General features: G+C 70.3%; 10 protein-coding genes and 1 pseudogene. 1 reads left to right on the top strand and 10 read right to left on the bottom strand.

Annotation, left to right across the window (positions count from 1 at the left end; all coding sequences use genetic code 11):
* Window positions 1–108: 108 nt before the first annotated feature.
* From ACS5PM_RS01655 to ACS5PM_RS01620, 8 genes and pseudogenes are all read right to left on the bottom strand, one after another.
* Complete coding sequence (locus ACS5PM_RS01655; protein ID WP_439384746.1) at window positions 109–687, bottom strand: hypothetical protein; 579 nt, start codon at window positions 685–687, stop codon at window positions 109–111.
* Window positions 684–2159 (bottom strand): flagellar basal-body MS-ring/collar protein FliF, encoded by a 1476-nt coding sequence (gene fliF, locus ACS5PM_RS01650; RefSeq protein WP_439384744.1) that lies wholly within the window; start codon window positions 2157–2159, stop codon window positions 684–686. Before fliF ends, ACS5PM_RS01655 begins: the two co-directional genes overlap by 4 nt.
* A gap of 10 nt (window positions 2160–2169) precedes the next feature.
* Window positions 2170–3672: pseudogene (locus ACS5PM_RS01645) on the bottom strand (3-(methylthio)propionyl-CoA ligase); the annotation flags it as partial.
* Between the two features lie 100 nt (window positions 3673–3772).
* Complete coding sequence (locus ACS5PM_RS01640; protein ID WP_439384741.1) at window positions 3773–4756, bottom strand: Bug family tripartite tricarboxylate transporter substrate binding protein; 984 nt, start codon at window positions 4754–4756, stop codon at window positions 3773–3775.
* Window positions 4757–4765: 9 nt separating this feature from the next.
* Window positions 4766–5824, bottom strand: coding sequence for a beta-keto acid cleavage family enzyme (locus ACS5PM_RS01635; protein WP_439384739.1), 1059 nt, complete (start codon window positions 5822–5824; stop codon window positions 4766–4768).
* 174 nt (window positions 5825–5998) lie between these two features.
* Window positions 5999–6217, bottom strand: coding sequence for a hypothetical protein (locus tag ACS5PM_RS01630; protein ID WP_439384737.1), 219 nt, complete (start codon window positions 6215–6217; stop codon window positions 5999–6001).
* A 97-nt stretch (window positions 6218–6314) separates the two neighbouring features.
* Window positions 6315–7217 (bottom strand): universal stress protein, encoded by a 903-nt coding sequence (locus ACS5PM_RS01625; RefSeq protein WP_439384736.1) that lies wholly within the window; start codon window positions 7215–7217, stop codon window positions 6315–6317.
* Between the two features lie 57 nt (window positions 7218–7274).
* Complete coding sequence (locus ACS5PM_RS01620; protein WP_439384734.1) at window positions 7275–7685, bottom strand: GreA/GreB family elongation factor; 411 nt, start codon at window positions 7683–7685, stop codon at window positions 7275–7277.
* 463 nt (window positions 7686–8148) lie between these two features.
* Between ACS5PM_RS01620 and ACS5PM_RS01615 the strand changes: the two genes are divergently transcribed.
* Entirely contained in the window at window positions 8149–8829 is a 681-nt protein-coding gene (locus tag ACS5PM_RS01615) for a trimeric intracellular cation channel family protein (RefSeq protein ID WP_439384731.1), read from the top strand.
* On the opposite strand, the gene ACS5PM_RS01610 is transcribed toward ACS5PM_RS01615, so the two are convergent.
* Both ACS5PM_RS01610 and ACS5PM_RS01605 read right to left on the bottom strand, forming a co-directional pair.
* Window positions 8735–11455: an excinuclease ABC subunit UvrA gene (locus ACS5PM_RS01610; RefSeq protein WP_439385593.1), complete on the bottom strand. Its 2721-nt coding sequence runs from the start codon at window positions 11453–11455 to the stop codon at window positions 8735–8737. The two genes, ACS5PM_RS01615 and ACS5PM_RS01610, sit on opposite strands and share 95 nt — an antisense overlap.
* Before the next feature lie 65 nt (window positions 11456–11520).
* Complete coding sequence (locus ACS5PM_RS01605; protein WP_439384729.1) at window positions 11521–14649, bottom strand: sensor histidine kinase; 3129 nt, start codon at window positions 14647–14649, stop codon at window positions 11521–11523.
* Window positions 14650–14657: the final 8 nt, after the last annotated feature.

Raw genomic sequence — 14657 nt, 5'->3', positions numbered from 1 at the left:
AGGATGCAGACGCTGCGGTTGCTGCAGTCGGGCGCGCAGCCACCGGTGCCTCGCCGAGCAGGCGGCGTTCGCTGCCCAGGGCAGGGCTTCTGAGCACGCGCTCACCGTTCATCGCGCAGACCTCACCTTGCTGCCAAGAACGCTCTGCAGCATTTGCTGCCACCAGCGCAAGCGCACGGACGGCGCCGGCGCGACGCCGCCCGAGACTCGTTCGGCGAGCCGCTGCAGCAGCGCCTCATCGAGCGCCGGGGCGGACGCGTGAACATCGCCGGCCATGGGCTCGAGCACCTCGCCGCGGCGGGCCCGCAGGGAGGCGAGCACCTGCGATTGCCAGGGCCAGGGCCCGAGCGCGAGGACGCGTTGCACCAGGCCGGCAGGCTCTGCATGCAGCAGCTCTGCCAGTTGGGTGGGGTCCGCGTTGGCTACGCGATCGCGCGCCGAGCTCGGGCGTGGGGCCGCGCGCGGCGCCTCGGCGATGACCTCGCGCAGCAGCGAAGCATCACGCGGCACGCCGAGTTCGCGCAACTCGTGGAGCAAGGGGGACAGGGCAGCGCGCTGGATCTCGTCCAACTGCTCCCACGCCCAGGCACGGTCGGCCTCGCTCATCCCGTGCAGCAGCAGGGCAGCGGAGCGCTGCGCCGAACCACCGGCGGCGGGTGCGACGGCCTGTTCGAACAGCACGCTCACCGGCCGCTCCTGGCGGTCGGGCCGTCAATGTCGGCCTGCGCCATCCAGGTTCGCAGCTGCGCCATGCTGGCTTCACGCTGCGCTGCGCTCATGGGTTGCGCCGGTGCCGTCGCACGGCCCTTGAGTCGCACGAACAGGCCGGCCATGAGGACGGCCGCGAGGGCGAGCACGCCGGCCAGGGACTGAACCACCGTCCACGGGCGGGCCGAGGCGCTGTTCGATTCGCTGTCGTTCGTCACGACGCTGGCGGCGGTGGCCGCAGCGGCGGCGGGCATCTGGCTCGCGACGGCGGGTGCCGCCACGACATTGGCCGCCAGGCCTTCCAGCGGCTGGACGACCACCACGTCGCCGCGCTCCCGCGACGCGCCCACGGCGCTGCTCAACAGCTGGCGAACCTGCTCGACCTGCGCCGGGTTCAAGGGCGCGCGCAGGATCGCCAGGGCCTGCAGGCGGGTCACCGCACCCGGGCTGGAGACGACCTGCTCGACGCGGCGGCCGAGCTGGTAGTCGACTTCGCGGTGAACGCTCCCCGGAGCGCCTGTGTCAGTGCCGGCGTTCGCACCGCCGCGGCCGCCGCTGCTGTCCCGCGTGGTCTCGCGCTCCCGCAGCACGACACCGGCCGGGCCTTCGCCCGCCGGCGCCGCCGGCGTGAGCACGTCCTCGGTCGTCACGCGGACCTGGTTCATGTCGATCGTGACGTCGACGCTGGCCAGCGCCTGGCCGGGCCCGAAGGCCTTGTCGAGCAGGGTGTTGGCCTTGTGCGAGAGGTACTGCTCGATCTCGCGCTTCACCTCCATGCGCATCGAGGCCGGGGCGGCGCCGCCGGCCGTGTCCTCGCCCTCCTGCGTCAGGGCCACGCCCTGGTCGCTGACGATGGTCACGTCGCGCGTCTCGATGCCCGGCACCGCGGCCGCCACCAGGCGCTGGATGCCGCGCACCTGCTCGCGCCGCAGGGCCCGCCCTTCGTGCAGCGTCAGGGTGATCGAGGCCTTGGCGCGGTTCTGCTCGCGCTTGAACAGGCCCTCGTCCGGGAACGCGAGGTGCACGCGCGCCGACTCCACCTCGGCGAGCGAGAGGATGGTGCGCGTCAGCTCGCCCTGCAGCGCCCGCTGGTAGTTCACCTTCTGGGCGAACTCCGTCATGCCGAAGTCGGAGTTGTTGAACAGCTCGAAGCCGACGGCGCCGTGCAGCGGCAGGTCCTTGCCCATCAACTTGAGCCGCGTCTGGTGCACGGTGGCGCGGTCGACCAGGATGGTGGTGCCGTCGTCGCCCAGGCGATACGGCACCTTCATCTGATCGAGCTCGCGAGTCATGGCCGCGGCATCCTGAGCCGACAGTTTCGAGAACAGCACCTCGTAGTCCGTGTGCCAGGCCCACCAGCCGATTGCCAGCGTCGCAGCCAGGATGACGGCCACGCCGAGCCCCAGGCCCCAGCGCGCTCCGCGGCCCAGGCCGCCCCACAACGATTTCATGTCCATCTTCTTGTCCTTGAACGGGACCGATCAGCTCCTGGCGGCTCAGCGCCGCCCCGGGCTTCTTCACCACCACCAGCAGCGGGCGCTCGTCCCACTTCGGGTGCGGCACCGCGATGCAGGCGGCCATCGCGACGGCCGGGTGCGCCATGGCGATGTTCTCCAGGTCGATCGAGCCTATCCATTCGCCGCCGGACTTGATCACGTCCTTGCTGCGGTCGGTGATCTGCATGAAGCCGTCGGCGTCTATCGTGGCCACGTCGCCGGTCGGGAACCAGCCGTCGACCAGGGGATCGCCGCCCTCGCCCTTGAGGTACCGGGAGACCACCCAGGGCCCGCGCACCAGCAGCTCGCCGCTGGCCCGGCCGTCCCACGGCAGCTCGCGGCCGTCCTCGCCGACGATCTTCATGTCGATGCCGAACACCGCCCGGCCCTGCTTGGCCTGGATGGCCTCGCGCTCGCCTTCGGGCAGGGCGAGCTGGTGGCCCTTGAGCACGCCGGCGGTGCCGAGCGGACTCAGCTCGGTCATGCCCCAGGCGTGCAGCACCTGCACGCCATGGCGCTGCTGGAAGCTCTTCATCATCGCCGGCGGGCAGGCCGAGCCGCCGATGACGGTGCGCTTCATCGTCGTGAACCTCAGGTCGTTCGCGTCCACATGCGCAAGCAGGCCTTGCCATACCGTGGGCACGCCGGCCGAGAGGGTGACCCCCTCGGCCTCGAACAGCTCGTGCAGCGACCGGCCATCCAGCGCCGGGCCGGGGAAGACCAGCTTGGCGCCGGCCAGGCAGGCGGCATACGGCAGGCCCCAGGCGTTGACGTGGAACATGGGCACGACCGGCAGGATCACCTCGCGCGCCGAGACGTTGAGCGCGTCCGGCAGCGCGACGGCCATGGTGTGCAGCAGCGTCGAGCGGTGGCTGTACAGCACGCCCTTGGGATGGCCGGTGGTGCCGCTGGTGTAGCACAGCGATGCGGCGGCGTTCTCGTCGAACGACGGCCAGTCGTAGGCGTCGCTGGCGGCGTCGACCAGCTCCTCGTAGCACAGCAGGCCGCGGATCGAGCTGCCGGCCGGCATGTGCGCGCGGTCGGTCATGGCGACGAAGAGCTTCACCGTCTTGAGCTGTGGCGCGACCTTCTCGACCAGCGGCAGGAACGTCAGGTCGAAGAACAGCACGGTGTCCTCGGCGTGGTCGGCTATCCAGGCCATCTGCTCGGCATGCAGGCGCGGGTTCAGCGTGTGCAGGACAGCGCCCGAGCCGGACACCGCGTAGTACAGCTCCATGTGGCGGTGGCCGTTCCAGGCCAGCGTCGCCACGCGATCGCCGCGTTGCACGTTCATCGATGCCAGCACGTTGGCCAGCCGCCGCGCCCGCGCGGCGAGCTCGCGGTAGGTCAGGCGATGCAGGTCGCCTTCGACCCGGCGGGACACCACCTCCTGGTCGCCATGGTGGCGCTCGGCGTGGCGCAGCAGCGACGAGATCAGCAGCGGCTGCTGCATCATCAGTCCGTTCATGTCATTCCTTTCGATGGTCGGCGCGTGCAGCGGCCGCCGGGCCGCCCCGAGGAGGCCGCGGCCCCTGTCCAAGGCAGGGACTGCCGCGCCGGATGCCCGCTCAATCGGGCTTGAAATTGATCGACTTCAGCAGCGAGGCCTGGCGCTCGTAGGACACCCGCAAGGTCTTGGCGAGGTCTTCGCTCGTCACGCTCAGCCCCGGCTCCATGCCGAGCGCCGCCAGGCGGTCCTTCATCGCCGGGGCCTGCATGGCCTTGAGCGCCAGTTCGCGCAGGTGCGCCTGCACGGGCGCCGGCACGTCGGGCGTGACCCACAGGCCCACCCAGGCGACGGCGTTCATGGCGGGGTAGCCCTGCTCCTCGAAGGTCGGCACGTCGGGCAGGGCCGCCAGGCGCTGCGGTGTGGTCACTGCCAAGGCCTTGAGCTTGCCGGCCTTGATCATCGGCACCGAGGTGGCCGGTCCGTCGAACATGAACTGCACGTGGCCGCCGATCACGTCCTGCAGCGCCGGCGGCGAGCCCTTGTAGCCGATGTGGCTCATGTCCAGCCCGGCCAGGCCGTTGAACTCCACGCCGAGCGTGTGCGAGATCGTGCCGGTGGTGTAGGAAGCGACGCTGACCTTGCCCGGATTCGCCTTGATGTAGGCCACGGCCTCCTTCAGCGTGGCTGCCGGCACCTGCGGCCCGCCCACGAAGACCAGGCCGCTGCGGGTCAGCTGGGCGATCGGCCTGATGTCCTTGAACGGGTCGTAGCGTGGCTTGGCCAGGTGCGGGATCTCGCTGACGATGCCGCTGATGTGCACCATCACCGTCTGCCCGTCGTGCGGCGCGGCGAGCAGTTCGTTGACCCCCAGCATGCCGACGGCGCCGGGCTTGTTGTCGACGATCACCGGCTGGTTCAGCGCCGGCTGTAGCGCTTCGGCGAGCAGCCGGCCGACGACGTCCAGCGTGCCGCCCGGCGGTGCGGGCACGACGATGCGCAGGGGCTTGTCGGCCTGGGCGCCGGCATGGCCGCCGACGAAGGCCAGGGCGGCCAGCGCGAGGCCGCGGCAGACCCGGGCCGCGATGCGGGTGGACCACTTCATCTTCGCTCCTCAGGCCGCCTGGCGCAGGGGCGCGCCGCGCTGGCCGGGCTGGCGGTTCGGGGCGTAGCCCAGGGCCGCCAGCGTCTCGTCGGCGTTCGCGTAGCGGGTGCCGATCTTGTAGATGGCTCGCGCCTCCTGGCCGCTGGCCACGTCGCGACCCAGCTCCCGGGCCACGCGGACCAGCTGCTCGATCTGCTTGACCGAGCCCATCCTCTCACCTTTGCGGCCCCACAGGTTGTCCTCGATGCCGCAGCGGGCGTGCAGGCCCATCGCCATGGCCATGGTGTTGACCGGCAGCACGTTGCGCATGATGGTCTCCAGCGTCAGGCAGGCCCCGTCGGGCACCCGGCGGATGAATTCCATCATGTTGTAGGGGCTGGGGCCGTCGAAGCCGCCGCCGATCGCGACCCAGGTCAGGTTCAGCGGGCCGGTGTAGGCCCCGCGCCGGATCAGGCGCTCGACGGTCTCGAGCTGGGCCACGGTGGCGAGCTGGAAGTGCGGCTGGATGCCGGCCGCCTGCAGGCGCTTCAGGTGCTCCTCGACCCAGCCCGGGCCGGCCGGCACCGTCATCTCGCGGTAGGCCTGGTAGACGGCCGGTCGCTCGAACGAGGTGCCGGCGTAGTCGTCGCCGCTCATCAGCTCGACGATGTTCATCTGGTTGGTGTTGATGGCGATCGTCACCTGGTCGGGCTTGGGGTCCAGCTCGGCGAGCATGTGGCGGGTGTCATCGGAGAGCCACTTGGCATCGGCGCCTTCGCCCTCGGGCGAGAAGGAAATCGAGCCGCCGACCTGGACGATCATGTCGGGCACCGCCGCCTTGACGCCGGCGATCAGCTCGTTGAACTTGGACAGGCGCTTGCTGCCCTTGCCATCGAGCTCGCGCACGTGCAGGTGCAGCACGGTGGCGCCGGCGTTGTAGCAGTCGACGGCCTTTTGCACCTGCTCGGCCATCGTCAGCGGGATGTCCTCCGGGAAGTCCTGGGGCTCCCATTCCGGGCCGTACGGCGCGACGGTGATGACCAGCTTGTCCTGGTTCTCGGGCAGCAGAGAATCGTCGAGGAAGTTCATGCGCGTCTTTCGTGGGCGGTGATCGATGCGGCATGTTGGTTCCAGCGGCGGGGCGGCGATGTGCACACCGCGACCGGCGCTTACCGATTGGCGCCAACAGCCTGGCATCGACGGCGGCGTCGCCCCGCGCCGCCCTGCAGCGCGTCGCGCGGTTCGTTTCGATTTCCTACTTCACTACACGCGCAAACAGGCAAATTGATGCGGGTGTGCGATGGCCGTGCCGGAGGTGAGCAGTCGCGCCCACGCATCGACCAGCGAACCGGGCGTGCCGGCCAGGGCCTCCAGGTTCAGCCGATGCTCCCGCTCCACGGCTTCGTACAGAAACCAGGACAAGTGGACGTAAGGCTCGACCTGCGCGCGCACGAGGTCGGTGACAGAGATGAAGGTCGTCATGAAGGCTCTCCGTGACAGGTAGGGCCGTCCCGGCCGGCTTGGCTGCGCCTGCCGGCCGGGACGGCGTTGTGCTGCGCCTTGCGTTGCGCTCGGCCGGCTACAGGGAAGGCGTCGACTCGGCCTGGGCGGTGGACGGCAGCAGGTCGATGGCAGTCGGTGGACTGGGCGCCTGCAGCGCGGCGCGAGGCATGACCAGCAGGTCGCACCTAGACATCGCCAGCAAGCGGCGCGTGGAACTGCCGAGCAGGAACTCCGCCATGGCGGACTCGCCTTGCTTGCCGACGACGATCAGGTCCGCGCCCACTCTGTCGGCGTGCGCCAGGGAGCATTCCCATGCCGGGCTCGGGCGCCCGTCGTCGCTCAGCCGGCCAGGGTCCGCGCCCGAGCTGGCCGCCAGGCCCTCCATGCGGAAGGGCGGTTCGCTGCCGTTCATTTCCGTGTGCGAGCCGGGAGCGTGGACCACGTGGAGCTCCGCAGAGCGCACCAGGCCGGCGGCTGCCTGTAGGCAGGCGCGCGAAGAGGCCGTCAGGTCGACCGGAACGAGGATGCTGCGATAAAGGCCTTCGACCGGCTGCTTGACGACGAGCATGGCGCGACGGCACAGGCGCAGGAGCCGGTCGGCGGTGCTGCCGGTTTCCAGGTGCCCGGTGGACGTTCGCCCGCGCTGGCCGAAGACGACCAGGTTGGCTTCTTCCGAGGCGCGAAGGACCTCGTCGAAGGCCTCCCCGACGACGACCTCGAAGTGCGCCGGCACACCGTACCGGCCGGCGGTCTCCGCGGCGAATCCGCGGAGCGTCGACCTCGCCTGCGCCTCCTTCAGCTCGAGGTCGATGGACGGTGCGAACCACTGCTGCAACGCCCTGCAGCCCGCCGCATCGACGACGTGCAACAGCGTCAGGCGAGCGCCATGGTGCCCGGCCAGGAGCGCGGCCTGGCGAACCGCGAAAGTGGCGTGCTCCGAAAAGTCGGTCGCCACGAGGATCGATGGGTACTGTTTCATCTGGATCTCCTTGCGTTCGACGCACTGCGTCGCAGGGCGCCGGTGGTCGAGTCGCCGCTAGGTCCTGTAGTCCCCGCTCGCTTCGGGCTGGAAGATGACGGCCAGCACCTCGGCGGTCCGCTCGTCCCCGGCGGGCGTGCGCCAGCGGGCCCGCTCACCCACGCGCAAGCCCAGAAGGCTGGAGCCGGCAGGCGAGAGCACCGAGACGAAACCTTCTGACGGGTCCGCGTCCTGCGGGTAGCAAAGCGTCAGGTTCTGGTGACGGCCATCGGGGAAGGTCAGCAAGACCCTGGAATACATCGTGACGATGTCAGGCGGTATGGCGCGGGACGGCACCTGATGGGCCGATTGCAGAACGGCTTCGATGGAGTCCGCGTCGAGCCGGGAGTGCACATCGGTGCGCGCCAGGATCGACAGGCGGGAGTGGTCGAGTTCAGTGAGGGTGCGTTCGAGTGCCAGGGCTTCCATGGTGCTTCCTTTCGATGCGTGGCGTGAGGCATGCCCGCCATGCTGGCCGCAGGCGGGCGCAGGCCATCCCGATCGCCGTGCGCGGCGAATCAGGCAGGAGGTGCGGGGGGAAAGATCCGGCAGGAAGCCGTCCGGCGCTCAGTGCGCGGGACGGCGACCTGCCGCGTCAGGAAAGGAAGGCCGGAACGCCGTCGGCGCGGCGCGAGCAGCATCCCGAGGGCTCGGACAGCGCCGCACAGCCCGCACGCAGACTCACGCACCGTGTGGTGCGGGGCCTGGGTTCGGCGATGAGGGCGCTGGAGCGGGACATGGGTTCGGTGCAGACCAGGAAGGTGTGCGTGGACCATAGCATGGGGTCGCTGCGCTCCCGAACGCCGTGCCACGAGTCGCACTGCGGTGTGGGGTCTACCTGAACGAACCGTGATCGCGGGGCACAGCGCGGCGCCCGAAGTATCGTGCTCGCATGAACGTCCACGAATTCGCCGTCGCCAGCTTGAGCGACCACCGCCTGTTCGCCTTCCTGGACCTGGCGGGCACCTTCGCGTTTGCCATCAGCGGCGCCGTGGCGGCCAAGGACCGCAACCTCGACGGCTTCGGCATCATGGCGGTGGCCTTCACGGTCGCCTGTGGCGGAGGCGTGATGCGCGACCTGTGCCTCGGCGTGGTGCCGCCTGCCGGGCTCAGCGAATGGCAGTACCTGGCGACGGCGCTGTGCGCGGCGGCCCTGACGATGGCGGCGGGCCGCCTCGTCACGCGACTCGCGCATCCGGTGATCCTTTTCGACTCGCTGGGCCTCGGGCTCTTCGCGGTCACCGGCGCACAGAAGTCCCTGCTCCTGGGCCACAACGCCGAGGTGGCCCTGCTGCTCGGGATGGTGACGGCGGTGGGCGGAGGCGTCGTGCGCGATGTCCTGCTCAACCGCGTGCCGGTGGTGCTGAAGCGAGAGATCTATGCCTCGGCTGCGCTGGTCGCAGCGGCCATCGAAGTGGCCGGCGAGCGCCTCGGGTGGACCTCCAGCTGGCGGACGTGGTTGGCGCTGGGCGCCTGCTTCACCTTGCGCTACCTGTCGCTGCACTACGGGTGGAACCTGCCTCGCTTCTCCGGTCGCCAGGAGGATCAGCCGGATGAAGGCCGGCCTGGCTGACGCGCCATCCGGCTCGGCCCAACTCTTCCGCCAGATAGGCCGCCGTCCGCGAGGCGGCGTGCGAGGCGACGACGTCCGGCGTGCCGCTGGCCACGATGCGGCCGCCCTGCGGGCCGGCGCCCGGGCCCAGGTCGATGACCCAGTCGCTGCTGGCGACGACGCGCATCTCGTGCTCCACCACGATCACGCTGTTGCCCGCGTCGACCAGGCCGTGCAGCTGCGCCATCAGCTTGTCGACGTCGCCGGGATGCAGGCCGGTCGTCGGCTCGTCGAGCACGTAGAGCGTGTCGCCGTGCTGGGTGCGCTGCAGTTCGGTGGCGAGCTTGATGCGCTGCGCCTCGCCGCCGGAAAGCTCGGTCGCCGGCTGGCCGAGGCGCAGGTAGCCCAGGCCTATGCCCTGCAGCAGGGCCAGCGGCCGGTGCAGGGCGGGCTCTTCGGCGAAGAAGACCGCGGCCGCGTCGACGGTCATGGCCAGCACGTCGGCGATGGTCTGCTCCCGGTAGCGCACCTTCAGCGTGGCCTCGTTGTAGCGCTTGCCATGGCAGGCCGGGCAGGGCGCATACACGCTCGGCATGAAGAGCAGCTCGACGCTGACGAAGCCCTCGCCCTCGCAGGTCTCGCAGCGCCCCTTCGCGACGTTGAAGGAGAAGCGCCCGGCATCGAAGCGGCGCGAACGCGCGGCGGGCGTGGCCGCAAAGAGCCGCCGCACATGGTCGAAAAGGCCGGTGTACGTGGCCAGGTTCGAACGCGGCGTGCGGCCTATCGGCTTCTGGTCCACGCGCACCAGGCGCCCGATGCGCTCCATGCCGCCGGCGATGTGGCCGCCGGTGGTCTGCAGCGCATCCTGGTCGCCCGGCTCGTCGTCCTCGTCAGCCGCGGCAGGCTCGTGTCCCAGGTGCCTGCTGACCAGCTCGACCAACGCCTGGCTCACCAGCGTGGATTTGCCCGAGCCGGAGACGCCGGTGACGGCGGTGAAGACACCGAGCGGAAGCTTCACCTCCAGGCGGTGCAGGTTGTTGCGGCTCAGGTCGGCCAGGTGCAGCCAGCCGTCCGGCTCACGGCGCGCACGGCGCCGGTCCGCCGACCCCGCGAACAGATAGCGCCGGGTCTGTGACTCCGCCACGCCGGCCAGGCCTTCGGGCGGGCCGCTGTAGAGCACCTGCCCGCCATGCTCGCCGGCCGCTGGCCCGACATCGACGAGCCAGTCGGCCTGGCGCATCACGCCCAGGTCGTGCTCGACGACGTAGACCGAATTGCCCGAGGCCTTCAGGCCCTTCAAGGCGTCGAGCAGCGCCTCGCCGTCGGCGGGGTGCAGGCCGGCCGAGGGCTCGTCGAGCACGTAGATGACGCCGAACAGGTTCGAGCAGATCTGCGTGGCCAGGCGCAACCGCTGCAGCTCGCCCGAGGACAGAGTAGGCGTGCTTCGGTCCAGGCTCAGGTGACCCAGGCCGAGTGCCAGCAGCGGGCGAACGCGCACCAGCACGTCGTCGACGATCCGCTGGGCCGCCAGGCGCTTTTCTTCCGACAGGTCCGGCGTGCGCCTCACGTCGGGCGAGGCGGCGTGCGAGGCTCCGCCGGCCGCCACGCGCTGCGCCCGGTGGCGCGCCGACGCCGCCCGGCTCAGCGGCTCGGCAGCCGAGGGGCGAGCCGGCTCGCTCAAGGCCCGCGCCAGCTGGCCGGCCAGCCTTTCCAGCGGCCAGGCCGAGAGCTCGGCGATGTCCAGCCCGGCGAAGGTGACGGCCAGGGCCTCGGGCTTGAGCCGCTTGCCGTGGCAGACCGGGCAGGGGCCGCCAATCATGTAGCGCGACACGCGCCGCTTCATCATCGCGCTCTGGGTCGTCGCGAAGGTATGCAGTACATAGCGGCGCGCGCTGGTGAAGGTGCCCTGGTAGCTGGGTTCGGTCTTGCGTCGCAGGGCCTCGCGGGTTTCTGCCGGCGTGAAGCCGGCATAGACCGGAACGGTCGGCTGCTCTTCGGTAAAGAGGATCCATTCGCGCGTCTTGCGCGGCAGCTCGCGCCAGGGCTTGTCCACGTCGTGCCCGAGGGTGACCAGGATGTCACGCAGGTTCTGGCCATGCCAGGCCGGCGGCCAGGCGGCGACCGCGCGCTCGCGGATCGAAAGCGAATCGTCCGGCACCATCGAGGCCTCGGTCACGTCGTAGACGCGCCCCAGGCCGTGGCAGTGGGGGCAGGCGCCCTGCGGCGTGTTGGGCGAGAAGTCCTCGGCGAACAGCATGGGCTGGCGCGTCGGATAGCGCCCGGCCCGCGAGAAGAGCATGCGCAGCAGGTTGGACAAGCCCGTCACGCTGCCGACCGACGAGCGGGCGCTCGCCGTGCCTCGCTGCTGCTGCAAGGCGATCGCAGGCGGCAGGCCCTCTATCGAATCGACCGCCGGCACGCCGACCTGGTCGAGCAGGCGCCGCGCATACGGCGCCACCGATTCGAAATAGCGGCGCTGCGCTTCCGCGTAGATCGTGCCGAAGGCCAGCGAGGACTTGCCCGATCCCGAGATGCCGGTGAAGACCACCAGGGCATCGCGCGGGATGTCCACATCCACGTTCTTCAGGTTGTGCTCGCGCGCGCCGCGCACGCGGACGAAGCCTTGGGGCGAGCGAGGAAGGTCCATCTTCACGGGCGGGACGTGGCAAGCGGCAAGCCCGAGCCGCTTCACCAGGCGCCCTGTCTTCCCGATCAGTCCCCGGTCTCGCTCGGGGCGAATCTCTTCGGCAGCAGCCACGACAGGGCCGATGACGACTTGCGGTACGCCCGCGACGCAGGCGCGGTGAACTCCACTTCCGTGCCCGTTTCCGCACTGCTGCGGACGGTGAGCTTGCCCCCGACGAGCTCTGCCCGTTCACGCATGCCGCTCAAGCCGAAGTGACCTTCCTTCTGGCCCGCGCGCAGCACCTCGGGGTCTATCCCGTGGCCGTCGTCTCGCACCCGCACGCGCAGCTGCCGCGTGTCGTAGCGGATCTCGACGTCGATCAGCTTGGCATCGGCGTGGTGGAAGGCGTTGCGCAGCGCCTCGCCGCAGATGCGGAAGACCTCGTCGCGCACGATCGGATGCAGGGCCTGCGGCGGGCCCTGCACCTCGACATGCGCGGCAGTCGCGCCGCCGCTCTCCTTGGCCAGACCCTCGGCGAGCGCCCGCAACGGGTCCGCGAGGTTGTTGGTCTCCACGGTCGAGGCCCTGAGCCCTTGGACGGTGTCGCGGCCCTCGGTGATCGCCTCGGCCACGCTGTCGATGGCGCTCGCGAGGACCTGCCTGGATTCGCGCGGGCGATCGGGCAGCAGGTTGAAGGCGGCCTGGAACTGCAGCAGCAGCCCGTGGAACCGCTGCAGCAGGGTGTCGTGCAGGTCGCGCGCGATGCGCGTGCGCTCGGCCACGCGCGCCTCCAGCGTGGCCTCGAACTGCCGGTGCAGCCGCCGTATGCGCATGTGCAGCCAGAGCTGGAACCCCGCCCAGGCCAGGCCGATCAGCAGGGCCGCGCCGGCCAGGCGGAACCAGGTCGTCTGGTAGAAGGCCGGCTGGATGGAGAAATCGAGCTGCGCTCCATCCTCGTTCCACACGCCGCTGTTGTTCGCCGCCTTGACTCGGAAGCGGTAGTTGCCGGGTGACAGGTTCGTGTAGGTGGCCTGCCGCTTGTCGACGGCTTCCAGCCAATCGCTGTCATGCCCTTCCAGCCGGTAGCGAAAGCGAGTGCTTTTCGGGTCCGCCAGGGTCAGGGCGGCGAAATCGATCGTGACGTCGCGGGCCAGCGGGGGCAGGCGAAGACCCGGGGTGACGGCATAGGGTTTCTGATCGGCGGCCAGCGCCGTGATGTGGACCGGCGGCGGCACCGGATTGAAGGGCAGGTGATCGGGGTCCACCCATTCGAGCTCGACGCCCGCCACGAACCAGAGCCTTCCGTCCCGCCCCTTGGCCACGGGGGGATTGAAGGAGGCCTGGCCTCCCATCAGGACCGGCACGCCGTCCGCGCCATCCCACAGCTTCGGCGTCACGCGGCGGCTGGGGTCGGCCATCCACGCGGCGAGGTCGTCACGCGCTATGCGCGCCAGGCCGCAGCCCATGTACATCCACAGGGCTCCGTTGTCGTCGAGCGTCGACCATTGGATCTTGTTGCAGGGCAGGCCGTTGGCGACCGAAAGGGTCGTGGCTCGCCCATCCTTGATCCGGCTGAGGCCGCTGGCCACGGTCGCCGCCCACACCGCCCCCTCGGCATCGAGCCGCAGGCCCGCGACAGGGCCGGCAGCCAGGCCCTGCGCCGCCGTGTAGGTCGCATCCACCTGGCCGTCCTTGAAATGGAACACCCCGCCGTCTTCCCAGAACGCCAACCACACTCCGCCGCCCCGATCGGCGGCGATGGCCTGGGCCTGTCGCGGGCGACCGAAGGTGGACCACGGAACGGTCTCCACCAAGCGCCCCCTGTGCAGCCGCAGCAGGCCGTTGGCGCTCGACAGCCAGAGGTTGCCCTCCGCATCCCCCGTGATGGAGTAGATCTCGCCGCCGGGCACCCCATCGGCCGCGACGAAGCGGTCCTTGGCGAAGTAGACGAGGCCCTTGGCCGTGCTCACCCAAAGTCGCCCGTCGGCGTCCTCGTACTGCGATTGCACGTGGGAGTCGGGCAGCCCGTCGCGCTCCTTGTAGACGGTGAGCCGGCCGTCCTTCCACCGCGCCAGTCCATCGTTCGTGGCCACCCAGATGCTGCCGTCGGTGGAGGCGACGACGGACTGCGCGATCTCGTCGGGCAGGCCCTGTTTCGTCGAAACGGTGGTGACGGGCAGCTTGCGGAAGCGGTCCACCCCTCTCTCGCTGCCGTACCAGACGTTGCCTTCGCGGTCCTCGAACAGGGTGCAGGCGATGTTGCCGGACAGGCCCTCCGCCCGCGTGAAGGTGTCTGCCCGGCCGTCCTTGACATGGATCAGGCCGAGGCCTTCGGTGCCGATCCACAGGCCCCCGTCGCGATCACGCAGCAGCTTGTTCGACTTGATGTCGCGGTCGGCCATCCATGAGTCGGACCTGGAGGCCAGCTGGAACCGGTGGGGCACCAGATGGTCGCCGGCCAGCTGGCCGAGCCCCGCGCTGCGGATGCCGACCAGGAGCTGGCCATCGGCCGTCGTGGTCAGGTCGCCTACGCGCATGCCGGGCATCGCGTACCTGCGTGGCGTCCCGGGGCTCCATCGCCAGACACCGGTTTCTGCGCCCACCCACAACGTCCCGGCGCGGTCCTCGGCGAGGCTCCAGACGAAGGAGCCGAATCCGCCCTCCGGTTCGGAGCACTGCACCTGGCCGGCCCGAACGGCGCACAGCAGCGAGCGCTCCGGGTGCAGGCCGGCCCAGGCGGTTCCGTCGCGGTCGATCGCCCCCGCCCAGACGGTGCCTTCGCGATCCTCCAGCAGCGAGGTCACGAAGCCCTTGCCGATCTGCGGATACCGGTGGACGAACTCCCGTCCGTTCCAGCTCGCCAGGCCCTCGAAGGTGCCTATCCACAGGGTGCCGTCGCGCGACACCAGCAAGCTGTAGGGACTGCTCGGCAGCGACTGGCCGTCCGGTGGCTCCCAGCGCACGAATCGAACGCCGTCGAAGCGAAACAGGCCGAACAGCCCGGCGATCCACAGGTAGCCGTCGGGCGTCTGAGCCATCGAGAAGACCAGGCCCAGCATGGCGCCTTCCCGCGCCGTCCAGGCGCTGTGCGCGTACTGGGCGATCTGCCGCGGCAGGTCGAGCGCGGGGGCCGGGCCGGGCGCCGTGACCAGTGCCGATGCCAGGAGCAGGCCTGGCAGGAGACGTCTTTCACCTGGGCCTACGAGTCGACTCACGGGGATCC

It is taken from the genome of Ideonella flava, assembly GCF_051857595.1.
In the GTDB taxonomy this organism is placed as follows: domain Bacteria; phylum Pseudomonadota; class Gammaproteobacteria; order Burkholderiales; family Burkholderiaceae_C; genus Ideonella.
This window is presented reverse-complemented; position numbering and strand designations above follow the sequence as displayed.